Consider the following 21,054-nt stretch of genomic DNA (forward strand, 5'->3'; position numbering starts at 1 on the left):
CAGCTAGTTAAGCATCGGGTCCGTCGCCGTCGATCACCGCGGTGGCGGCCTCGTCGATGATGGCCCGCATCGCCCGTTCGGCGGAGTCCTCGTCGCGCAGCCGTATGGCCCGGGCCACCTCGTCGTGCAACGCGATGGCCGCCGGGTTGGGGGAGTCCGGCATCAGCCCGCGTTGGGTACGTCCGGCCAGGACCTCGGCCACGACGTCGTTGAGTGCACGGAACATCTCGTTGCCGCTGGCATCCAGGAGTGTCTGGTGGAAAACCTTGTCGGCCAACAGGTATGCGTCGAGATTGCCGGAACGGCCGTGCACCACCATGTCCGAGACCGCAGCGGCCAGGATTCGGCATTGATCCGGGTTGGCCCGCCGCGCGGCGAGCGCTGCGGCGGCAGGTTCAAAACCCCGCCGAAGTTCCGACAGTGATGCCAGCAGCGCGGCGCGGTCGCCGGCCTGCAGGCGCCAGCGGATCAGTCTGGGGTCGAACACATTCCACTTGCGCGAGGGCTGGACGGTGATCCCGACCCGGCGCCGCGATTCCACCATGCCCATCGACTCCAGCACCCGGATCACCTCGCGGGCGACGCTGCGGGATACCTCGTGCTCGGTGCTGAGCCGGTCCAGGGTCAGCACCTGGTCAGCCGCCAGCTCGCCGGAGACGATTCCGGTGCCGAGCGCGGTGAGCACGCTGGCGTGCAGCGCGCCGACGTTTGAGGGCGAGGACACGGTTACATCCTGTCATATCCGGCACCGGGAGGTTAATAAACAGATGTAATCGAGATGCGCTTGCAAACGTATGCTTTTTAAGCCAGGATGTGTGACGGCAGACACATATTGTGGAGGCGGATGTATGGGTTCACCAGTCGTGGTCATGGGCGTATCGGGGTCGGGCAAGTCGACCGTCGGCGCCGCGCTGGCGCAGCGGATGCGGGTACCGTTCGCCGACGCCGACGACTTTCACCCCGCCGCCAACATCGCCAAGATGTCTGCCGGCCACGCCCTCGACGACGACGATCGCTACCCCTGGCTGGAATCGATCGGTGAGTGGCTCGCCGAGCACCACGACGGCGGTGTGATGGGTTGCTCGGCGCTCAAACACAAGTACCGCGACCAATTGCGGCGACGCTGCGCCGATGTGGTGTTTCTGTATCTGAGCGGATCCGCCGAGGTGATCCGCCGGCGCCAGGCCAGCCGACCCGGGCATTTCATGCCGGCCGCGCTGCTGGACTCCCAATTCGCGACGCTGGAGCCGCTCGGTCCCGACGAGGCCGGTATCGCCATCGACGTGGATCAGGGCATCGACGCCATCGTCGATGAATATGTGGCCCGATCCGCCACTGCGACAACAGAACAGGGGAACCGATGACCTCGGCGCTCACTCCGCTCGCGGCCGGGACGGAACTGGTTGAACCGGTGGCGGGCGGCGCGCAGCTGGTCCTGGCCGCATTGGCCGGCATCGCCCTGATCGTCGTTCTCATCACCGTCGTCAAACTGCATCCGTTCCTGGCCCTGATCTTCGGCGCGCTGACCGTGGGCATGGCTGCGGGTGAGAACGTCAGCGACGTGCTCGCCTCGTTCTCCAGCGGCTTCGGTTCCACCGCTGCCAGCGTCGGGATATTGATCGCTCTCGGTGCGATGTTCGCCAAGCTGTTGGCCGACTCCGGGGGAGCGGACGAGATCGTGGACACCATCGTCGGGCACGCGTCACCGCGCGCGCTGCCGTGGGCAATGGCGTTGGTGGGCGCGGTTATCGGTCTGCCGATGTTCTTCGAGATCGGACTGGTGTTGTTGATGCCGGTGATCTACCTGGTGGCCCGTCGTTCTCAACTGTCCTTGATCACGGTCGGCATCCCCGCGCTGGCGGGCCTGTCGGCCATGCACGGATTCGTACCACCACACCCGGGACCCGTCGCCGCGATCTCATTGCTCAACGCCGACCTCGGTGTCACGCTGGCGCTGGGTGTGCTGGTGGCAATCCCGACGATCGTGGTGGCAGGTCCGCTGTTCGGCAAGTTGGCCGGACGATGGGTGGTCCTTGAGGTCCCCGACCGGTTCGACGCCTCGGACGCTCCGGGCCCGGACGCCGGCGGCGGTGCCGCGGCCGGCACGACCACGACGACGACCACCGCCACCAAGGCGCGACCGACCTTCGGCATCACCATGTTCAGCGTTCTGCTGCCGGTGGCACTGATGATGGGCAAGGCCCTCGTCGACATCTTCGTGGACGACAAGTCGCACCTGCTGCGTCAGACGTTCGACATCCTCGGCCAGCCCTTGATGGCGTTGCTGATCGCGGTGGTGGTCGGCATGTTCACCCTCGGTGGCGGCGCCAAGATGACTCGAGACCAAATCGTGAAATGCATTGAGTCGTCGCTGCCTCCGGTGGCCGGGATCATTCTGATCGTCGCCGCCGGTGGCGGGTTCAAGCAGGTCCTCGTCGACACCGGCATCGGCACCCTGCTCGCCGAATGGGCCAAGGGCGCCAACTTCTCGGTGGTTCTGCTGGCGTGGGTGCTGGCTGTGCTGATCCGGTTGGCCACGGGGTCGGCCACGGTGGCCACCATCACCGCGTCGTCGCTCATGCTGGGCCTGGTCGAGGGGATGAGTACCGGGGAGGTGTCCCTGGTCGTGCTCGCGGTGGGTGCCGGCTCGTTGTTCTTCTCCCACGTCAACGACGCCGGATTCTGGCTCGTGAAGGAGTATTTCGGGATGACCGTGGGCCAGACCATCAAATCCTGGTCACTGATGGAGACCACACTGTCGGTAGCGGGTCTGGTTTTCGTCCTGCTGCTGGGTCTGGTGATCTGAGCCGGCAACCCGAGCCCCCCACGTGGGGTGCCCGTGCGAACGGGCGCCCCACGCAACGGTTCTCAGCCCCGGACCACCTGTGTTCCGCCGGCGAGTTCGTCGTGCTTGCCCTGTTTGGTCGGGCTGCTGCTGATGGTCACCGCGATGATGATCATCGCGACGATGGCCAGGAAGCCGCCCACGAACGGGATGATCGTCAGCAGGGTGAAGGCGTTGCGAATCGCCGACTGCGCGGCCGTCGGCTTCGGCGCGTTGCCCGGACCGTGCACGGCGAGCCCGAGCATCTTCTTGCCCGGCGTCGCGCCCGTGGCCACCTCGAAAGCCACGTAATAGACGAACATCAGCAGTCCGGTGAACAGGCCGGTCACCCAGTAGTTCGACAGCGAGTCGGTGACGAACGACAGGAAGAACGCCACGATCATGACGAGGATGCCGTCGATCACCCGGGCAAACCAGCGCCGGCCCAGGCCGCCCGGGGTTTGCGTGCCGTAGGGCGGTGGGTAGCCGCCGGGTTGTCCGTACTGCCCGAATTCCGGTTGATAGTCACCCGTGCTCATGACACAACGCTACCGATCGCGGCGCTGGTCGAGTTGGGTTCGTGCGAGATCGGCAAGAGCGGCGGAGCGTTCCCGGGCCGCCTCAGCCAGTTCGGGTGCGCGTTCGCGGGCAACAAGGGCGAGCTCGCCGGCCCGCGCGCGGGCGGCGTCGGCCACTTCGGGTCCATGTTCGCGCGCGAGTTGGGCCAACTCGGCGGCCAATTCCGTCGCCCGTTCCACGGCCGCGTCGGCGAGTTCGCGGCCACGTTCGGCACCGACGGCCAGACCATGTCCGATCTTCTCGGCGATCGCGCTGTCGGCGATCGCGTCACCGCCTGCCGCCACACCGGGAACGGCGGCAGCGACACTGGCTGAGACCTGCCGCGCGGCACGGCGTCCACGCCATGCCAGCGACGGCTTGCCCGCGGTGTCGGCGGCCGCGATGATCAGGCCGCCCAGCAGGCTCACGTCGGTGAGAAACTCGCGGCGTTGCGCCGCAGCGTGTTGCGGATCGGAATCTTTCAGCAATGCCTGTGAGCCAATGCTTCTTGGAATCATCGTGACGGCAAGCGCCGCCGCGGTCAGCCGGGGGGCCCGGCCGAGGGCCAGGAGCAACCCACCGGCCACCTGCACCGCCGCGTTGACCCGGGTAACCGCGTCGGCGTTGTTCGGAACCCCGGCCCCCACCGGGCCAGGTAGTGCACTCAGCGCGCCGAGTGTTCTGCGTGTCGTCTCGGCGGAGGTACTCGGATCGCGCAGGGTGTCGACACCTCGGGCGATGAACGTCGCAGACAGCATGGGACGGGCGATTCGTCTGATCAACATGGGCTAGGAGTTCCCCTCGCCGGCCATGGCAAACCTGTCGGGTCAGGTCAGTGCCGCCCGGTCAGCAGCAGTTCGCTGAGGTGGGTGGTGGTCTGTACTCCGTCGTCGTAGCCGCCCTGATCGCCGAGCGCGTTCATGATCGCCAGCGTGTAGCGCTGCTGCGGCCCGGCGAAACCGACGCTGTTGACCACCCAGCCGCCCTGTTCGAGTGACCAGCCGTCCTTGTTGCCGGGGTTCATCGCCGGGCCGGCGCCCCAGACGCCCCACTGTTGGTTGGCGTCGACGTGCTGCAGCGCATCCACGATGCCCGCCGTCTCGGCCGGTGTGAGGCTGGTGAGGGTGTAGCTCATCAACCGGTCCAGATCCTCGGGCGTGGCCTTCTGGAAGCCCCAGTACGGGTAAATCCGGCTGAACCCCCGCTGCGGTTGCAGCCCGGTCAGCCCGTAGGCCGGGAAATCGGCGTTGAACGCCTGGTGGTCGGTGCCGCTGTACCGGGCCCACAGGGTGTCGGCGGCATCGTCGTCCGAAGAGCGCAGCATCGCCGCAATGAGTGCCCGGTCCGAATCGGTCAGCGTCACGGTGCCGGCACGTTGTCTGGTCAGCAGGTCGACGACCATCCCGAGCTTGATCGTGGACGCCGTCCACACTTGTTCGCCGGCGTGGGCATTCCGGTAGACGCCACCCGTGGTGCGGTCGCGCAGAACGTAGCCGACCGTGCCGGGGCGGGTCGCCAGATAGGCGTCAGCGCCTGCGATGCGCTCGGCGAAGTCGCAATCCGTTCCGGTCGTGCAGGCCGCATTCGCCGACGGGACGGTGCTGCCGCAGGCGATGACGACGAGTACACAAAGACAGAACAGGAGGCGGCGCATAGGAGTAGCTTCGCAGGCGTGCGTCGCATGGTCGGCATCGACGGTGGGCGATGAATTACGACTGGGAAGAGTTGGGCGGGGGTGTGTGGCGCACCCGCCTTCCTTTTCTGGATGTGACGGTCGGACTCGTCAGTGGCAGCGCGCAAGCCCTGTTGGTCGATTCCGGCACCACATTGGCCGAGGCCCGGGGGATCGAGGCCGACGTTGCGGAGCTGACAGGACAACGAGTCGGCCATATCGTCCTGACACACAACCATTTTGACCATGTCCTGGGCTGTTCATGGTTCAAGGACGTCGAAATCCATTGCACGCCAGAGGTTGCCGCCGCCATGGACTCCGGCCGGGCGCACCTGCGCGAGGATGCGATCCGCTACGGTGCCGACGCCGGCGATGTCGACGCGGCCATCGCATCGATGCCGGTTCCTGTGCACCAAGTGTCGGGCGGCGATATCGATCTCGGCGGCCGGACCGTGAGCATCAGTCGTCCGGGCCGGGGCCACACCAGCCACGACCTGATCGTCACAGTGCCGGACCGGCACACGGTGGTGTTCTGCGGTGACCTCGTCGAGCAGTCAGGTGACCCGGTTATCGACGCCGACTCCGACCTCGAAGCCTGGCCGGCCACCCTGGAGGCGGTGCTGGCCGCGGGCGGGCAAGACGGGGTGTTCGTCCCCGGCCACGGCGCAGTGGTCGACGCGCATTTCATCCGGCTCCAGCAGCGCTGGCTGAGCGCCTGGTCCACTTCGTGATCCCCGCCGACAAATTTAGTTAGCCCATATGCGACGATTCGCCGATGACCGAGGTTGACGCCCATTTCGTGCAGTCCGAGCAGGACAGGTTCCAGCCGACCCGCTTTGCACAGAGCCACTGGGGTGAAGATCATCTCAACGGCCCGGCGCTGGTGGGGCTCGCTGCCCGGGCGCTGGAATCAGCCTTCGGACTGCCCGAGTTTCTGCCGGCCCGGCTGACCGTCGACCTGTTCAAAGCCGCGCGTGGACTGCCGACGACGACGAAGGTGGCGTTGATCCGGGACGGTCGGCGGGTCCGCAACTCCGAATGCGAGCTGGTGCAGGACGGCGTGACCGTGGCGCGCGCGACGTTGGTGCAGTACCGGTTGAGCGCGCCCCCGCGGGGTGAAGAGTGGACGGCGCCCGCCCGGTTCGAACCGCCGGCCGCACTCGATGGGGACCGGACGACGTATATGGGCAGTGATGCGGGTGGTTGGAGTCGCGCCATCGCCGAGCACCAGAATGCGTCCCGCAAGCGGTTCATGAACCGCACCATCACCGTGGTGCAGGGGCAGCCGAACTCGCCGTTCGTGCGGGCGGCAATGGCAGCGGAGGGCACCAGCCTGGTGACGAACCTGGGCACCGCCGGCGTCGGCTACATCAACGGTGATCTGACGGTCGCCTTGTCGCGCTTGCCCGGTGACGAGTGGATCGGCGTGCAGGCCGATTCGCATCTGGCCGCCGATGGTGTCGCGGTGGGCACATCGACGCTGATCGACAGTGCCGGGGCGTTCGGCACCGGCCTGATCACGGCCATCAGCAACCCGGCGGCTCAGATCGATTTCTCCGCCGACCCATTTCCGGAGCGCACCGCGCCGAGATGACCGTGTGAGCGGCGTAGCCCAATCGGGACGAGGTCCTCGGCTCTCCGCCACCGGCACCGGTTCGGTTGTGCGCTGACGCGTGCGATCTGGGCCACAAGCCGCAGGCTGGATCGGGCTGACCGGCCGTCCCGCGGACCCACGTCTACGAGGAGTTTTCCCGAACCGCGACCATCGCGGTGACAGATCGTGTTGGTCGATTTCGTAGTCCTTTTTGATCGGCCGGATTTGATCTCTTGTATCCGGCTTTCTGGTTGGGCATCGTGGCGGAGCTTCTGTACCACCCTTTGACCCCTGAGCAGCGCTCGCTACATCACCGATCGGCACGGTCATCTCCACCGTGCTCGGCTGCCCGGTACTCGACGCTCTCCGACCGACCGAAAGTACGCATCACATGCCTCGTACCGCGCTTCGCCATGCCCTGATGACGTCTGCCGCAGCCCTTTCAGTTGCGCTGGTTGGTGCCGGTTGCGGTGGTGGGTCCGAGACCGCGTCCTCGGGTGACGGCGGTACGCCCGTGCGCGGTGGCTCCATCGTGTACGGCGCCGATCGTGAGCCCACCTGCCTGGATCCGCACAACTTCGGTGACATGCCGCAGACCTACGTTGCCCGGCAGTACCTCGACTCATTGGTGTCCGAACGCCCCGATGGATCGGTGGTGCCGTGGCTGGCCGATTCATGGACGGTGTCACCGGACGGCCTGGTTTACACCTTCACGATCCGTTCCGGCGTGAAGTTCCACGACGGCACCCCCTTGGATGCCGCTGCGGTGAAGGCCAACTTCGAGCAGATCCTGGATCCGGCGACGCAGTCGCAGACCGATACGGGTTACCTGCGGCCGTACTACAAATCCTCGCGCGCGGTGAACCCCTCTACCTTCGAACTCACGCTGTCCTCGCCGTATTCGGCTCTGCTTCCGGTGCTTTCGCAGGCATTCTTCGGAATCGAGTCGCCCACGGCGATGGCCCGTGGGCTCGAGGCCAACTGCCAATCCCCGGTCGGCACCGGGCCATTCATCGTCAAGCAGTGGAACCGCGGCCAGAGCGTCGAACTGGACCGCAATCCTGACTACAACTCGGCCCCGCAGGATGCCAAGCACCAGGGTCCGGCCTATCTCGACCACGTCAGTTGGAAGTTCCTCGAAGACGGATCGGTCCGGTTCGCCGCGGTGCAGGGTCGCGATGCCGACATCATCTTCAACCCGCCGCCCCAGCAGAAGGCCGCGCTGGAAGCCGACCGCAACCTGGTCCTGCAGGCGTTCACCCATACCGGGCTGCCCAACGGCATCGCGCTGAACACCAGCCATAAGCCGTTCGACGACAAGGCTGTTCGGCAGGCCTTCATCCACGGCGCCAACGCCGAGGCAGCCGTCCGCAGCGCGTATCTCGGAGTGTTCGATTGGGAGCCGGGCCCGCTGTCGTCGACAACGCCCTACTTGCGTCCGGACTTGCGCGATCACTACGCGCACGACCCGGACAAGGCGAACGCCCTGCTGGATTCCGCGGGGTGGAACCAGCGTGACGCCGAGGGCTACCGGACCAAGGACGGCAAGCGGTTGACCGCTCAGTTGGTCTACTCGTCGGATCCGGGGGACACCCCGCCCGCTGATGTGACGCTGTTCCAGAACATCCAGGCCGCCGAGAAACAGATCGGCTTCGATGTGGTGCTCAAACCGCTTCCGGCCGACCAGTACTACGCGGCGTTCACCGACAAGGATGCCTATGACGGCCTGACCGGCGCGTACTGGAACAGCCCCACGCCCGCCGTGTTGTCGATCGTGTATTCCACCGACTCCCTCAAGGCTGCTCCGGGCAACAACATGTCCTGGGTCTCGGACCCCAAGATCGATGACCTGCTGCACCAGGCGGCAGCCTCGAACGACGTCGAGCAGCAGAAGAAGCTCTACGGCGAGGTCCAGCAGATCGTCGCTGAGAATGCCTATCACCTCGGGCTGTACCCCCAGACCACCCGCCTGGTCACCAAGAAGCGGCTCAAGGACGTCTGGATCGAGCCCTCGGAGGGTGAGCCGATACTGCACGACGCGTGGCTGGCGCCATGAGACGCATCCTGACCCGGATCGCCGGGATGATCGGAGTGCTCTGGGGCGCAGCGACATTGACATTCCTGGCTCAGCACCTGATGCCGGGCGACCCGGCTCAGACGATCCTCGGCGGTGCCGGCTCCAAACCCAGCCCCGAGCAACTGGCGGCGGTCAACGAGCAGTACGGATTCAACCGGCCGCTGCCGGTGCAGTACCTGGACTATCTCGGTGGATTGCTCCACGGTGATCTCGGGACGTCATATGTGCTCAAGCAGCCGGTGGCCGACATCATCGGGCAGCAGGTGGGCCCGACACTGGTACTGACGATCACTGCTTTGGCGGCCTCCTGGGCGATTGCGGTGGTGGTCACCCTGCTCACCGCCCATCGCAGTCGGGCGCTGGCCACGATCGGTTCCGGCCTGGAGATCTTCCTGGCGGCCTTGCCCCAATATTGGCTGGGCATAGTGCTGTTGGTGATCTTCGCGTTCCAGCTGCACCTGTTTCCGGTGGTCGGCGACGATGGCGTGGCCGGGCTGGTACTGCCGGCCCTGACCCTGGCGCTGCCACTGGCCGGTTTCCTCGGCCAGGTGACCCGCGACGAGTTCTCCTCGGCGATGGAGCAACCGTTCGCGGTGTCGGCGCGGGCACGCGGCATGAGCGACTGGGGTGTGCGCTGGCGACATGCGTTGCGCCACGCGGTGTTGCCCGGTTTGTCGTTGTCGGGTTGGGCTCTGGGGTCGCTGTTCTCCACGGCCGTCATCGTCGAGATCGTTTTCGTGCGTCCCGGTTTGGGCCGCGTCCTGGTCGATGCTGTCTCCAAACAGGACATGCCGGTGGTGGTGGGTGTGACGCTGTTGGTCGCGTTGACGTACGTGGTGGCCAACCTGTTGGTGGACATCGCCTTCGTCCGTGTCGATCCGCGGCTCAGGAGGGCATGAGATGGCGGTGCGGATCACCGATGGGCTCACAGCCGGAGCGAGCCTGCGCGGCTGGAGCGGCAGGCGGATTCGGCCCGGGGTGTGGATCGCAGGGCTCTACCTCGCGCTGATGCTGGCCTGGGCGGCGGCGCCATCGCTGTTCACCAGCGAGTCGCCGTATGACACCGATATCGAAGCACCGCTGCAGGTTCCGTCATGGGACCACTGGTTCGGCACCGATGCCTCCGGGCGCGATATCTACACCCGCGTCGTCTATGGTGCCCAGAGTTCACTCGCGATCGGCGTGGGGGCGACCGCGCTGGCGCTGAGCGTTGCCATCGTGTTCGGCCTCGCCTCGGGGCTGGGCGGCCGGTTCACCGACGGTGCGATCAGCCGGTTCCTGGAGGTCGTGCTCGCGCTGCCGGGCATGCTCGTCGCGTTGTTGTTCATCGCGATGCTCGGCCCGGGCGCGGCCACCCAGATTCTGGCGGTGGCGATCGGCTCGGCCGCCGGCTATGCGCGGATGATTCGGGGACAGGTACTGGCCGTCAAGGATTCCGGATATGTCAGTGCAGCGATCGCTCTGGGACACTCCCAACATCGCATCATCACCCGCCACATCTTCCCGAACGCAATGCGCCCATTGGTGGTGCTGGGAACCATGGGGGTCGGCCAGTCGATCGTGTGGGCGTCGTCGCTGAGCTTTCTCGGGCTCGGTGTCGCGCCGCCGGCGCCGGAGTGGGGCGCCATGCTCAACGCCGGGCGAGATTTCGTTTCCACCGCCTGGTGGCTGGAAGTGTTTCCGGGACTGGCGATCGTCGGCTGCACGCTGGCGGTCACCGTCGTCGGCCGCTATCTACAGCAACGTCTGGAAGGACGGCCGACATGACCGAGGTATTGCCGGAACGGGCCGAGCGGACTGATCGGAGGGTGGCCCGGTTGGTGGACGTCTCAGATCTCGAGGTCAGCTTCGGCACCGGGGGGAGTCGCCGCCAGGTGGTCCACGGCGTATCCCTGCATGTCGACGCGGGGGAATGCCTGGCCATCGTCGGAGAATCCGGCTCGGGCAAAAGCGTCACCGCGCGCACCCTGTTGGGCTTGACCGGCTCAGGCTCGAATGCTTCGCTGCAGGTGACGGCGAACCGGCTTGAGGTCGTGGGCGAATCGGTACTGGGATACCGCGACCGGGACTGGCGGGCCGTCCGCGGCAAGAAGGTCGGTTTCGTGTTGCAGGACGCCCTGGTGTCCCTGGATCCGCTGCGCAGCGTCGGCAGGGAGATCGCCGAGACATTGCGGCTGCATCGCTTCGGCAACCGCGCGCGGCGTGCCGCCCGGGTCATCGAATTACTCACCGCGGTAGGCATTCCGGAGCCGCAGCTGCGGGCCCGGCAGCTCCCGCATGAGCTGTCGGGCGGTCAACGCCAGCGGGCGCTGATCGCATCGGCGATCGCGTTGGACCCGCCGCTGCTCATCGCGGACGAGCCGACCACCGCACTGGATGTCACGGTGCAAGTCCAGATCCTCGGCCTGCTGGCAGAGATGAAGGAACGCGGCACCGGCCTCATCGTGATCAGCCATGACCTGGCTGTGGTGAGCCGGCTGGCCGACCGGGTGGCAGTGATGCGCAACGGACGAGTGGTGGAACAGGGGCCAGTGGCCGCGGTGCTCTCGACGCCCTCGCATCCCTACACCCGGTCATTGCTCGACGCGGTGCCCGCCGCGCATCGTAAGGGCACCCGGCTGTCGGATATGCCGCCGCGGCCCGTGCATCCCGTGCCTCGCAGCGCACCGCCCGCTGACGGGATCCTGCTGCGCGCCGGCGGTTTGGTGAAGAAGTTCGCCGGCCCCGACGGCGTGGCCCGCACCGCCGTCGACGGTGTCTCGTTCAGCCTCGGGGTCGGCGAGACACTCGGCATCGTCGGAGAATCCGGATCGGGCAAGACCACCACGGCACGGTTGGCCCTGGCCCTGCTGGATCCCGATGACGGCACAGTGGAGTTGGCCGGTGAACCGTGGAGCGAGGCGACCGAAGCTCAACGGCGGCCCCGGCGCCGCCGTATCTCGGTGATCTACCAAGACCCGCTCGGATCTTTCGATCCACGTTGGACGGTGCGCCGGATCATCGAGGATGCCCTGCCCGCCGATCGGTTCCCGGATGCCGACGCCCGCCGCCGTCGCACCGAGGATCTCCTCGCCGATGTCGGGCTCAGCCCGGAACACCTGGACCGTCGGCCGCTCCTGCTCTCGGGCGGCCAGCGTCAGCGGGTCGCCATCGCCCGAGCGCTTGCTGCCGAGCCGGACGTGATCGTCTGCGACGAACCGGTGTCGGCGCTCGACGTCACCATCCAGGCTCAGGTGCTCGACCTGCTGACCGACCTGCAGGACCGGCTCAAGTTGTCCTACCTGTTCATCTCGCACGACCTCGGTGTCATCCACCACATGGCCGACCGGGTTCTGGTGATGCGTCAAGGGCGTGTCGTCGAGTCAGGACCGGCTGCAGACATTTTCGACAATCCGCAGGATCCCTACACCCTTGAGCTGCTCGCGAGTCTCCCGACGGGCGAGCCCGAATCCGTTGCCGGAGGTTTACCATGACCCGCCAGATCGTGCTCAACGCGTTCGACATGAACTGCGTCGCCCATATTGTCGCCGGAACATGGCGGCATCCGGAGTCGCAGGCGGTGCGCTACAAGGACATCGACTACTGGCTGGATCTTGCCAAGGTGCTCGAGCGTGGTCTGTTCGACGGGCTGTTCATCGCCGATGTACTGGGCATCTATGACGTCTACGGCGGTGGTCCGGCGGCCGCGCTGCGCTCCGGTGCCCAGGTACCGGTGAACGATCCGCTGCTCGTGGTACCCGCCATGGCCACTGTTACGAAAAATCTGGGGTTCGGCATCACCGCAGCCACATCGTTCGAGCATCCGTATTCGTTCGCCCGCCGGATGTCGACCCTGGACCACCTCACCAAGGGGAGGGTCGGCTGGAACATCGTCACCGGGTACCTGGAGAGCGCCGCGCGGAATCACGGCCTGGACACCATCACCCCGCACGCCGATCGTTACGACATCGCCGACGAGTACACCGAGGTGCTGTACAAACTGTGGGAGGGCTCGTGGGAGGACGACGCCGTCGGCGTCGATCCGGGCCGGGCCACCTATGCAGACCCGGACAAGGTGCATCCGATCGCCCATGACGGCAAGCATTTTCGAGTTCCGGGCATCCACCTGTGCGAGCCGTCGCCTCAACGCACACCGGTGCTCTACCAGGCCGGTGCATCCAACCGGGGCCGACAGTTCGGGGCTGAGAACGCCGAGGTGATCTTCATCGGCGCACCGACCAAGGAAATACTGCGTGAGGCGGTGGCCGACATCAGGGCCCGCGCTGCCGCGGCCGGGCGTGACCCCTATGACGTGAAGATCGTCAACGGCCATGTGGTGGTGACCGGGGCAACCGAACGGGCCGCCCAGGCCCGCTATGACGAGTTCCGCCGCTATACCGATCCCGAAGGCGCCCTTGCCCTGTGGTCCGGGTGGCTCGGAACCGACCTGTCGCGTTTCGACCTCGACGACCCGGTTGCGGTCACCGACAACGAGTTCCTCAAGTCCTCGGTGGAGATGTTCGGCCAGGGCCAGTGGACGCTGCGGGACTTCATCGACGCGAAAGCCATCGACGCCGAGGGCGGATTCACCGTCGGCTCCCCGACGCAGGTGGCCGACGAGCTGCAGGAGTGGGTCGAGGAAACCGATGTCGACGGGTTCAACCTGACCAACGTGATCACCCCGGGTTCGTTCGTCGACTTCGTCGACCATGTGGTGCCGGAGCTGCAACGACGCGGCCTGTACAAGACCTCGTATGACGAGGGAACCCTGCGCCACAAGCTGTTCGGCCGCGGCCCCCGCCTGCCAGAAACCCACCGCGCCGCCAACTACCGCCACGCCAACCAGGAGGCAATCCGATGACATCCACCACTGCTCAGCCCGTCACCTACGGATCCGATCGGCTCGCCAACCTGATCGCCGCGATCGGAGAGGGCGCGCTGGAGCGCGAGCGGACCGGCGAACGACCCTTCGCCGCAATCGATCTCGTTCGCGCCGAGCGGCTCGGCGCGCTGCGGGTGCCCAGCGCCGACGGTGGCGGCGGGGCGAGCCTGCGTGAACTGTTCGCCCTGGTCATCGAATTGGCCACCGCCGACGTGAACGTCGCACACATCCTGCGCGGACATTTCTCCCACGTCGAGGAGCGGCTGCGGCTCGATGCCGAGCAGCGCCGCCGGGTGACCGAGTTGGCGCTGTCCGGCGCGATCGTCGGTAATGCCTCGACCGAACTGGGCTCGACCCCGGCCGGTGGGTTCACCTGGCAGACCAAGCTCACCCGCGACGGCGACGGATATCGGCTCAACGGAAAGAAGTTCTTCACCACCGGCACGCTGTACGCCGACTACGCCGAGGTGCTGGCCAGCAATCCCGAGGGGGCGTCGGTGATCGCCCTCGTTCCCACCGACCGGCCCGGATTCACGGTGGTCGACGACTGGGACGGCATGGGGCAGCGCGCCACCGGAACCGGTACTGCCACTTTCGAGGACATCGTGGTATCCGCTGACGAGGTGCTGGAGTTCGCCCCGCCGAACGCCGACGACGAGGAGCAGTCGCTGTACCTGTCCGGCGCGTTCTTCCAGCTGTACGTGACGGCACTGGAAGTCGGTGTGGTGCACGCACTTCGCAATGATGCGGTGGCGCATGTGCTTCAGCGCCCACGCAGCTTCGCCTGGGCGCCGACCCCCACGGCCGCCGATGATCCACTGTTGCAGCGCGAGATCGGTGAGATCGCGGCCGCCGCGTACGCCGGGCAGGCCACGGTGCTGGCCGCCGCCGACGCCCTGGCCCTGGCGTTCGAAGCCGACACCGACGGGACCGACCCGGGCCTCGAACTCGCCCATGAGGCGTCCGCGCAGGCCGCGGCCGCCAAGATCGTGGTCGATGCCCTGGCGCAGAAGGCGGCGGGGCAGATCTTCGACGTCGGCGGGGCATCGGTGGTGCGGCAGTCGCATCTGCTCGATCGGCATTGGCGCAACATCCGGACGCTGGCCTCACACAACCCGTCGTCATACAAAGCGCAGGCGCTCGGTGCCCTTCACGTCCGCGGCACTCGCCTGCCGGGCAGTGGCTACTTCTGATCCGACCGGGCCCGCGGTCCGGCGGGATCAGCACGAAACACCACCCACCGCATCGCGCTGTACATGTAGACCGCCTCGCAGCCGCCGGCAACGATCCGGGCCAGGTGGTACTCGACACCCACGGCCGCCAGCCCGCTGGATACACCCAGGATGAACGCCAGGTAGTTGATCACGACGACCACCACGTACACCGTCAGTTGAGGACCGACAGCGGCGTGTGAGCGGAAGTTCAGTGTCCGGTTCAAGTAGTACGCGAGGCCGAAGGCACCGGCGTATCCCACGGTCACCGCGAGCGGTAGCGGAACCCGGAAGACGCCGTGCAGGACCGTCAGAATCGTGAGATCGACGCCGAAGGTGAAGGTGTTGATCACCACAAAGCCGAGGAATGTCGGGGCCACAACAGAATTCAGTGGCGCCGGCAGGGCGTGCACCACCAGGACGCACAACCGGTGGAACCGCTCGGCGGCAGATACCCGGCTTAGTTCGTCTCGCACATGGACACCGTGGCATCGGAAGATGTCAGGTGCGTGAGCGCCGAGCGAACTCCGATGGAGCCCTGGCGATCCCGCGCATCATGTCTCGGTCCGGGCCGGGGTGAACCTGATGTTCAGGCGGGTCAGCCCCCGCAGGATGAATGTGGGCAGATAGCGGTACTTGCGGGCGTCCGCAGGACCGTGCACCTCCTCGTCGATCCAGATGCGCTCGGTCCGGTCGAGCAGTCGGTTCAGGCTGACCAGGCCTTCGGTGCGGGCCAGCGGGGCACCCGGACAACTGTGCGGTCCGCGACCGAATGCCACGTGGTTGCGGGCGTTGACGCGGTCCGCATCGAAGCGGTCTGGATCGTCGAACTTGGCCGGATCCCGGTTCATTGCCGCGTTCACCAGCATGACGATGGTCCCGGCCGGAACGTCTTTGCCGCCGATCGTCACGGGGACCCTGGTGAGCCGGAAGTCTCCGCGCACCGGGCTCTCGTAGCGCAGTGACTCTTCGATGAAGCGCGGGATCAGCGTACGGTCGGCGCGGAGTCGGCCTTGCAGCTGCTGATCTTCGGCCAAGATCATCACGGCGGCCGACAACAATCGCACAGTGGTCTCCTGTCCCGCCGCGAACAGGTTGGCGGCCACCCGGACCGCGTCGATCACCTCCGGGGTGCTCCCGTCGGGGAAGGTCGCGGAGGCCACGCCCGTCAGAACGTCGTCACGTGGTCGGGCACGCCGGTCCCGATGTACTCGGTGAACTTCCCGTAGAGGTACTCGAGGGGGGTCTGCTGTAACGACTCGCCCTTGCTGCTGCCGATGGTGCCCGTGTGGCCGCCGTGCAGCAGCGCTTCCTGAAACTCGGGATGGTCGGATTCGGGGACTCCGAGCAGGTCCGCGATCACCAGCATCGCGAACGGGCCCGCGAAATCATCGATGAACTCGCAGCCGCCGCCGGTCAGGGCGGTGTCGTACTGCCGGTCGGCGATCCGCCAGATGAACTGTTCGTTCTCCTTGAGGCGCTTGGGTGTGATCATCCTCGACAGCAGGGCGCGATGATCCGTGTGTTTCGGCGGATCGAACGTGGGCAGCTGGTCGTTGAACGGCAGGTCGTCGCGGTGGGTCTCGATCAGGCTCGAGATGTCGGTAGTGCCCGATCCGTCGAGTGGAACCGGAAAGCCGGGAAACGGGCCGGTGACCGACAGGCACGAGGAGAAGCGTTCACTGTCGTTGTAGATCGCCACGCCCTCGTCGTATCCGGTCACCATGACGACGCCGTGGTGTGCCTCCTGGTACAGCGGGCCTTCAGCGCGGAGCTGTGCAAGGTAGGCGTAGGGATCGTGCAGCAGGGTGTTGTCGGTGAAGAAGTCGATCGCATCGACGTCGCCGCGAGTGATTTCGATACTCACTCCGAGATCTCAACTCCCTCATAGCTGGTCAACATCTCGGTGTTGGGCAGCGCCATCTGCAGGTACAGATCGATGTGACGGATCTTGTCCTCGGCGGTGAACTCGTATACCGAGATCGAGTTGACCACCGACTCGAAATCGCCCATCTTCGTGTGTTCCTCGAGTTCGAGGTACACCACACCGTCGACTTCGCTGACTCGCTTGAACCGGCCGTCCCACTCCGAGGCCGAGGCCCAATTGGTCATGAAATCGGTGTACTCGTCCCAGTTCATCACCTCTTTGAAGTTGCCGATCCGTTCGAACTCGTCGACCGCGACCAGGGCCGCCAGCGGCGCCCAGCCGTCGATCCCGAACCCTGGCTGTTTTGCGGCGTTTACCAACTGCTTGGTGGTGACCGCGTACTGCACCACTGCGCGACAGCGGCCGGTGTAGTCGTCGACAACCTCATGGACGTGTTTCACGCAAAGTTCCTTCTCTGTGGTGGTTTTCGAGATCTGGTAGATCAGGACCCGGCGCCTGCGGCAGCGAGGTACTTGTCGACGACCGAATGGAAGTGCGCGATCACGACCTCTTCCTTGACCAAGGCCATGTGCTTGAGCGCGGTGTTGCGCAACCCGATCTGCTGGCGCGGCATCTGTTCGTAATCCTGTTGTAGCGCTTCGAAATACTTGTAGCTGCCGGCCTCGTCGACCACAATCGCCTCGGCGGTGAAAGCCGCCTTCATCTCGTCGGGCAACCACATGTAGCTGGCGACGTGCCAGATGCATCGGTTGGGGTCACCGTCCGGGTGGGGCAGAGACATGATGATCGTCGCCTCTCCGGCGCGGATGGTCATGAAGAAGTTCGGGAACCATACCCAGCCGTGGTTGTCGCTCATCTGGGCGTCGGTCAGCCCGCTGACGTCAAGCCCCATGCCGGTCAACGTGTCTCGTGTCGCTGTCTGCAGCAGTGTGCGGGCGGTGACCCCGTCGGGAAATGTCAGCGATCCGTCGTCGGCGCGGTACCCGGCGACGAGTTCGGAGAAGCGGGGGAGCACCGCGACGGTGGACGGGAACGTCTCAGGTAGGTCCATGATGCCGTCGACCTGTTGCTCCGGGGTGGCGCCGACGACGTCGAACGGGGCCATCGACACGCTGTGCTGGTCGAAGAACCGGTACCTGCTCGTGGCCGGGTCGATGTTGATCACCCGCAGCAACTGAGGGTGGATGCCGTCGATGTGGTAGCCCTCCTGGAAGGCGTCCAGGACCACTTTCCAGTTGCAGTCGATGGCCTCGGTCACGTCCATCACGGTGACCATCTCGTCGAGGTGATACGGCGCCAGCATGGTCGCGACCTCCTCGCCGATGAAGTCCGCCAGGGGTTCGGCGGTCGGATCAGGATTGAGGAAGATGAACCCGGCGAATGTGCCCACCGAAACCTCGATCAGCCCGTGGGTGTCCTTGTCGATCGGTCCGGCCAGGGCCTCCCGCAACATTCCTTTGAGCCGCCCGTCGAGGTCATACGACCACAAATGGTACTGGCACAGGAAGCCGCGCTTGGCGTTTCCGCGGGCGTCACGGCACAGCACGTTGCCCCGGTGCCGGCATGCGTTCACGAAGCCTCGGATGGTGTCGTCCTTGCCGCGCACGACGATGTAGGACTGATCGAAGATCTGGTACTGCTTCCAGTCGCCGGCCTTGGTCAACTCGTCCACCCGGCCGACCACCTGCCAGACTCTCTTCCAGATCGAATCACGTTCCTGAGCAACGAATTCCGGTGCGACATAGCGACTAGTCGGAATCTGCATCCGATAGGCATCGGGCGCGATGTCATCCAGGCCGGTGGCGTTCTCGACCCAATTTCCGGGGCGTGCTGTCTGCACGGGCGGACCTCCTCTATCGATCACTGGGCGGTGAGGTGCTGACGGCCGGTGTGCCCGGCCTTGTCGGCGCCAGGAAGTAGTTTGTGACTGCGATCACTACTATACATTTATGTATATCTAATACAACGGTGCATATATCGGATCGAGTCATGGCGATCGGGGAGGTGTTCTGGTGCGGTCTCTGTTGGAGGTCATGGCCGAAAGTGCGGAGCAAGCGGTGATCTGGGCCGGCGGACTCATCTGTGACCGAGCACTTGAGGGTTGGGCGGTGGTCGTCTGGCTGCCTGAACTGGCCGCGACGCCAGCGCTGGAGATCGTTGGCGCCCAGACGCGGGTTTGCGCCCTGGATGCCGAGATGACCGGCGCCGGGGCGCCGCTGGTGCGGATTTCACAGGCTGGGGCTCCGCGGATTCAGACGTATGTCTGCGACGTGCCGGCCTCTGATGGCCCGCCGAGTGAAGGGATTTGCCTGGTGAGCGCCGACAGCGCATTTCAGCATCGACTCAGCGGTGCCGCGCGCGCCTTCAAGGCGCAGGCACTGAACGCCTGCGGAAGTCCCGCGGATGTCGGAAAGACGGAAGCCTTCCGACCCGCCGACCGGGGGTGGGTGGCGCGGCCGGCGGTCGCCGCCACGCCCGTTGGCTAACGTTTGACAGGATGGGGCCATGGCCGAACGCTGGACGAAGCAACGCCGCTTGGAACACACGCGCAACGTTCTGCTGGACGCTGCCGAAGAGGTATTTGCGCGCAAGGGGTTTGACGGGGCCGCGTTAGAGGACATCGCCGAGGTCGGGGGCTACACCCGCGGCGCCATCTACTCCCACTTCGGGAGCAAGGCGGAGTTGTTCCTGGCAGTGGTCGAACGACAGCGCCAACAGTTCCTCGACGGCTTCGCCGACGTCATCGCCACATTTCACCGACTCGACGATCTCGATGCCGATGAACTCGGTGACCGCTGGCGGGATCTGGTCGCCGCCGAGGGGCCCGACCGCGCCGTCCTCGGATGCGAGTACACCCTGTTCCTGCTGCGCAATCCCGACGCGCGGGAACGAGTGGCAGCACAGCGAGAGGAGACCGCTCGCGCCCTCGCCGACTACATCTCCAAAGGCGCCGCGCGCCTGGGCGGCCACCTGAGTATCCCGGCGCTGGACCTGGCCCGGGTCATTCTGGCCGCCAACGACGGCGTCACCCTCAACAGCCTGCTCGACGACCAGGCGGTCTACCGCCCGTTCCTTCGCATGGTTCTGGCCAATATCGTTGTCCCCAAGGGGAACAACTTGTGACCAAGACCGGACATCCGGCGCGCACCGGCGCGCTGATGGCCATGGCGTCCATGCTGTGCGTGCAGATCGGGCTGGCCGTGGCAGTCGGCCTGATCGATGACATCGGAGCCGAGGGTGCCGCGTGGCTGCGCCTGGCGTGGGCCGGCGTTCTGATGCTCGTGATCGTGCGGCCGCGCCCGTCGGCCTTCACCAGGTCGGCATTCTGGACGTGCGTCGCGCTCGGTGTGGTCACGGCCGGAGTGACGATGCTCTTCATGGCGGCCCTGTCCCGGATCCCGCTCGGCACAGCCAGCGCACTGGAATTCCTCGGCCCGCTCGGGGTCGCCGTCGCCCACGGGAAGGGGCGCAATCGGATTCTGTGGCCCGGGCTGGCCGCGGCCGGCGTGGTGCTACTCACCGAACCCTGGACGGGCGACGTCGACCTCATCGGTGTGCTCTACGCGCTGTGCGCCGCACTGTGCTGGGCCTGCTACATCCTGCTCACGCAACGCGTCGGCGACGAGGTGGCCGGTATCCAGGGCTTGGCGGTGTCCATGCCGGTCGCCGGCCTGGTCGGCACCGCGGTTGTCGGGCCGTCGGTATTTCCTCAGTTGACACCGCAGTTGCTCTTGATCGGAGTGGGGCTCGCGATCCTACTGCCGGTGATCCCTTTCACCCTCGAGATGTCTGCGCTCCGGTATCTGAGCACCGCCGCGTTCGGCACGCTGATGGCCCTGGAGCCGGCATTCGCGATGCTGGTCGGTTTCGTTCTGCTCCACCAGGTCCCGGCTCCGGCCGCCGTGATCGGCATCTGCCTCGTGGTGGCTGCAGGCGTCGGCGCGGCGCGTACCGGGGCGCGTGCCACTCCGGTCCCTGCCGAGATCGGCTGATCAGGTTACGCTGGCGCCAATGTCACGTGGAATCTTCAATTCCCCAGTCGCCCGGTGGTTCAATGCGGCCGCCGTGGGCCTCACCCGAGTCCCGGTGCTCGGCCGATGGATCGGCCACGGTGTGGTGGTCATCCGGTACACCGGCCGAAGGTCGGGCCGCACGTTCGAGACTCCGGTTTCCGTGACGCGCGACGGCAACCAGGTGACCATCAATGTGATGACGCCGGACAGCAAGAACTGGTGGCGCAACTTCCTCGGCGGGGGCGGCCGGCTCACCTTGCTGAACCTGGATGGCAGTGACCGTGCGGGGCACGCCGTTGCCCACCGTGACGGCCACGGCAAAGTGACCGTCACGGTGCAACTCGACGCACCCTGAG

Annotated in this window: 21 protein-coding genes and 1 pseudogene; 14 read left to right on the forward strand and 8 right to left on the reverse strand. The window is 66.1% G+C overall.

Translation table 11 applies throughout. From position 1 onward, the window contains the following. Positions 1–7: 7 nt before the first annotated feature. On the reverse strand, positions 8–724 hold the full coding sequence (locus ACZYZ7_RS04990) for a FadR/GntR family transcriptional regulator (protein WP_450071768.1): 717 nt from the start codon (positions 722–724) through the stop codon (positions 8–10). 124 nt (positions 725–848) lie between these two features. Between ACZYZ7_RS04990 and ACZYZ7_RS04995 the strand changes: the two genes are divergently transcribed. Together ACZYZ7_RS04995 and ACZYZ7_RS05000 are read left to right on the forward strand one after the other, a co-directional pair. Then, positions 849–1,364: a gluconokinase gene (locus tag ACZYZ7_RS04995; protein ID WP_450071769.1), complete on the forward strand. Its 516-nt coding sequence runs from the start codon at positions 849–851 to the stop codon at positions 1,362–1,364. Continuing rightward, a complete protein-coding gene (locus tag ACZYZ7_RS05000; protein ID WP_450071770.1) occupies positions 1,361–2,806 on the forward strand; it encodes a GntP family permease in 1,446 nt (481 codons plus the stop codon). The genes ACZYZ7_RS04995 and ACZYZ7_RS05000 overlap by 4 nt, the downstream gene beginning before the upstream one ends. A gap of 62 nt (positions 2,807–2,868) precedes the next feature. On the opposite strand, the gene ACZYZ7_RS05005 is transcribed toward ACZYZ7_RS05000, so the two are convergent. From ACZYZ7_RS05005 to ACZYZ7_RS05015, 3 genes are read right to left on the reverse strand one after another with little or no spacing between them, the layout of a single operon-like run. Next, positions 2,869–3,363, reverse strand: a complete 495-nt coding sequence (locus ACZYZ7_RS05005) for an RDD family protein (RefSeq protein WP_450071771.1) — start codon at positions 3,361–3,363, stop codon at positions 2,869–2,871. Positions 3,364–3,372: 9 nt separating this feature from the next. Continuing rightward, positions 3,373–4,167, reverse strand: coding sequence for a DoxX family protein (locus ACZYZ7_RS05010; RefSeq protein WP_450071772.1), 795 nt, complete (start codon positions 4,165–4,167; stop codon positions 3,373–3,375). Positions 4,168–4,214: 47 nt separating this feature from the next. After that, positions 4,215–5,036: a tat pathway signal sequence gene (locus ACZYZ7_RS05015; protein WP_450071773.1), complete on the reverse strand. Its 822-nt coding sequence runs from the start codon at positions 5,034–5,036 to the stop codon at positions 4,215–4,217. A gap of 50 nt (positions 5,037–5,086) precedes the next feature. Here ACZYZ7_RS05015 and ACZYZ7_RS05020 point away from each other — a divergent pair, with 50 nt between their 5' ends. The 8 genes from ACZYZ7_RS05020 (at position 5,087) to ACZYZ7_RS05055 (ending at position 14,779) form a co-directional block, all read left to right on the forward strand. Then, the gene (locus ACZYZ7_RS05020; RefSeq protein ID WP_450071774.1) at positions 5,087–5,785 is read left to right on the forward strand and encodes an MBL fold metallo-hydrolase; all 699 of its coding nucleotides are present in this window, start codon (positions 5,087–5,089) and stop codon (positions 5,783–5,785) included. Between the two features lie 44 nt (positions 5,786–5,829). Next, positions 5,830–6,648: an acyl-CoA thioesterase domain-containing protein gene (locus ACZYZ7_RS05025; protein WP_463740347.1), complete on the forward strand. Its 819-nt coding sequence runs from the start codon at positions 5,830–5,832 to the stop codon at positions 6,646–6,648. Positions 6,649–7,069: 421 nt separating this feature from the next. Beyond that, entirely contained in the window at positions 7,070–8,704 is a 1,635-nt protein-coding gene (locus ACZYZ7_RS05030) for an ABC transporter substrate-binding protein (RefSeq protein WP_450071776.1), read from the forward strand. Beyond that, positions 8,701–9,624, forward strand: coding sequence for an ABC transporter permease (locus tag ACZYZ7_RS05035; protein WP_463740348.1), 924 nt, complete (start codon positions 8,701–8,703; stop codon positions 9,622–9,624). The genes ACZYZ7_RS05030 and ACZYZ7_RS05035 overlap by 4 nt, the downstream gene beginning before the upstream one ends. A gap of 1 nt (position 9,625) precedes the next feature. Next, positions 9,626–10,492 carry an ABC transporter permease gene (locus tag ACZYZ7_RS05040; protein ID WP_450071778.1) on the forward strand — a complete coding sequence of 289 codons (867 nt, stop codon included), beginning with the start codon at positions 9,626–9,628 and terminating at the stop codon, positions 10,490–10,492. Continuing rightward, positions 10,489–12,198 (forward strand): dipeptide ABC transporter ATP-binding protein, encoded by a 1,710-nt coding sequence (locus tag ACZYZ7_RS05045; RefSeq protein WP_463740349.1) that lies wholly within the window; start codon positions 10,489–10,491, stop codon positions 12,196–12,198. The genes ACZYZ7_RS05040 and ACZYZ7_RS05045 overlap by 4 nt, the downstream gene beginning before the upstream one ends. Beyond that, on the forward strand, positions 12,195–13,565 hold the full coding sequence (locus ACZYZ7_RS05050) for an LLM class flavin-dependent oxidoreductase (RefSeq protein WP_450071780.1): 1,371 nt from the start codon (positions 12,195–12,197) through the stop codon (positions 13,563–13,565). Before ACZYZ7_RS05045 ends, ACZYZ7_RS05050 begins: the two co-directional genes overlap by 4 nt. Then, entirely contained in the window at positions 13,562–14,779 is a 1,218-nt protein-coding gene (locus ACZYZ7_RS05055) for an acyl-CoA dehydrogenase family protein (protein WP_450071781.1), read from the forward strand. Before ACZYZ7_RS05050 ends, ACZYZ7_RS05055 begins: the two co-directional genes overlap by 4 nt. Here ACZYZ7_RS05055 and ACZYZ7_RS05060 read toward each other — a convergent pair. From ACZYZ7_RS05060 to ACZYZ7_RS05075, 4 genes and pseudogenes are all read right to left on the reverse strand, one after another. Further along, a complete protein-coding gene (locus ACZYZ7_RS05060; protein ID WP_463740350.1) occupies positions 14,770–15,273 on the reverse strand; it encodes a GtrA family protein in 504 nt (167 codons plus the stop codon). The two genes, ACZYZ7_RS05055 and ACZYZ7_RS05060, sit on opposite strands and share 10 nt — an antisense overlap. A gap of 78 nt (positions 15,274–15,351) precedes the next feature. Further along, positions 15,352–16,658 (reverse strand): annotated as a pseudogene (locus ACZYZ7_RS05065) (cytochrome P450). A gap of 2 nt (positions 16,659–16,660) precedes the next feature. Further along, positions 16,661–17,125: a hypothetical protein gene (locus ACZYZ7_RS05070; RefSeq protein WP_463740351.1), complete on the reverse strand. Its 465-nt coding sequence runs from the start codon at positions 17,123–17,125 to the stop codon at positions 16,661–16,663. A 41-nt stretch (positions 17,126–17,166) separates the two neighbouring features. Further along, positions 17,167–18,525, reverse strand: coding sequence for an aromatic ring-hydroxylating oxygenase subunit alpha (locus tag ACZYZ7_RS05075; RefSeq protein ID WP_463740352.1), 1,359 nt, complete (start codon positions 18,523–18,525; stop codon positions 17,167–17,169). A 172-nt stretch (positions 18,526–18,697) separates the two neighbouring features. Here ACZYZ7_RS05075 and ACZYZ7_RS05080 point away from each other — a divergent pair, with 172 nt between their 5' ends. Genes ACZYZ7_RS05080 through ACZYZ7_RS05095 form a run of 4 tightly spaced genes read left to right on the forward strand, consistent with a single transcriptional unit; the run spans position 18,698 to position 21,053 of the window. Continuing rightward, positions 18,698–19,171, forward strand: coding sequence for a hypothetical protein (locus tag ACZYZ7_RS05080; protein ID WP_135454614.1), 474 nt, complete (start codon positions 18,698–18,700; stop codon positions 19,169–19,171). A 19-nt stretch (positions 19,172–19,190) separates the two neighbouring features. Then, complete coding sequence (locus ACZYZ7_RS05085; RefSeq protein WP_135454616.1) at positions 19,191–19,808, forward strand: TetR/AcrR family transcriptional regulator; 618 nt, start codon at positions 19,191–19,193, stop codon at positions 19,806–19,808. Positions 19,809–19,843: 35 nt separating this feature from the next. Next, positions 19,844–20,677, forward strand: coding sequence for an EamA family transporter (locus ACZYZ7_RS05090; RefSeq protein WP_463740552.1), 834 nt, complete (start codon positions 19,844–19,846; stop codon positions 20,675–20,677). Positions 20,678–20,696: 19 nt separating this feature from the next. Beyond that, positions 20,697–21,053, forward strand: coding sequence for a hypothetical protein (locus ACZYZ7_RS05095; protein WP_450071785.1), 357 nt, complete (start codon positions 20,697–20,699; stop codon positions 21,051–21,053). Position 21,054 lies beyond the last annotated feature (1 nt).

It is taken from the genome of Mycobacterium sp. IDUB_17 (assembly GCF_055419465.1).

Bases quoted from the DNA above. Each gene is read 5' to 3' on its own strand.
- ACZYZ7_RS04995 (WP_450071769.1), top strand. From the start codon at position 849: ATGGGTTCACCAGTCGTGGTCATGGGCGTATCGGGGTCGGGCAAGTCG.
- ACZYZ7_RS05000 (WP_450071770.1), top strand. From the start codon at position 1,361: ATGACCTCGGCGCTCACTCCGCTCGCGGCCGGGACGGAACTGGTTGAA.
- ACZYZ7_RS05005 (WP_450071771.1), bottom strand. From the start codon at position 3,363: ATGAGCACGGGTGACTATCAACCGGAATTCGGGCAGTACGGACAACCC.
- ACZYZ7_RS05010 (WP_450071772.1), bottom strand. From the start codon at position 4,167: ATGTTGATCAGACGAATCGCCCGTCCCATGCTGTCTGCGACGTTCATC.
- ACZYZ7_RS05015 (WP_450071773.1), bottom strand. From the start codon at position 5,036: ATGCGCCGCCTCCTGTTCTGTCTTTGTGTACTCGTCGTCATCGCCTGC.
- ACZYZ7_RS05020 (WP_450071774.1), top strand. From the start codon at position 5,087: ATGAATTACGACTGGGAAGAGTTGGGCGGGGGTGTGTGGCGCACCCGC.
- ACZYZ7_RS05025 (WP_463740347.1), top strand. From the start codon at position 5,830: ATGACCGAGGTTGACGCCCATTTCGTGCAGTCCGAGCAGGACAGGTTC.
- ACZYZ7_RS05030 (WP_450071776.1), top strand. From the start codon at position 7,070: ATGACGTCTGCCGCAGCCCTTTCAGTTGCGCTGGTTGGTGCCGGTTGC.
- ACZYZ7_RS05035 (WP_463740348.1), top strand. From the start codon at position 8,701: ATGAGACGCATCCTGACCCGGATCGCCGGGATGATCGGAGTGCTCTGG.
- ACZYZ7_RS05040 (WP_450071778.1), top strand. From the start codon at position 9,626: ATGGCGGTGCGGATCACCGATGGGCTCACAGCCGGAGCGAGCCTGCGC.
- ACZYZ7_RS05045 (WP_463740349.1), top strand. From the start codon at position 10,489: ATGACCGAGGTATTGCCGGAACGGGCCGAGCGGACTGATCGGAGGGTG.
- ACZYZ7_RS05050 (WP_450071780.1), top strand. From the start codon at position 12,195: ATGACCCGCCAGATCGTGCTCAACGCGTTCGACATGAACTGCGTCGCC.
- ACZYZ7_RS05055 (WP_450071781.1), top strand. From the start codon at position 13,562: ATGACATCCACCACTGCTCAGCCCGTCACCTACGGATCCGATCGGCTC.
- ACZYZ7_RS05085 (WP_135454616.1), top strand. From the start codon at position 19,191: ATGGCCGAACGCTGGACGAAGCAACGCCGCTTGGAACACACGCGCAAC.
- ACZYZ7_RS05090 (WP_463740552.1), top strand. From the start codon at position 19,844: ATGGCCATGGCGTCCATGCTGTGCGTGCAGATCGGGCTGGCCGTGGCA.
- ACZYZ7_RS05095 (WP_450071785.1), top strand. From the start codon at position 20,697: ATGTCACGTGGAATCTTCAATTCCCCAGTCGCCCGGTGGTTCAATGCG.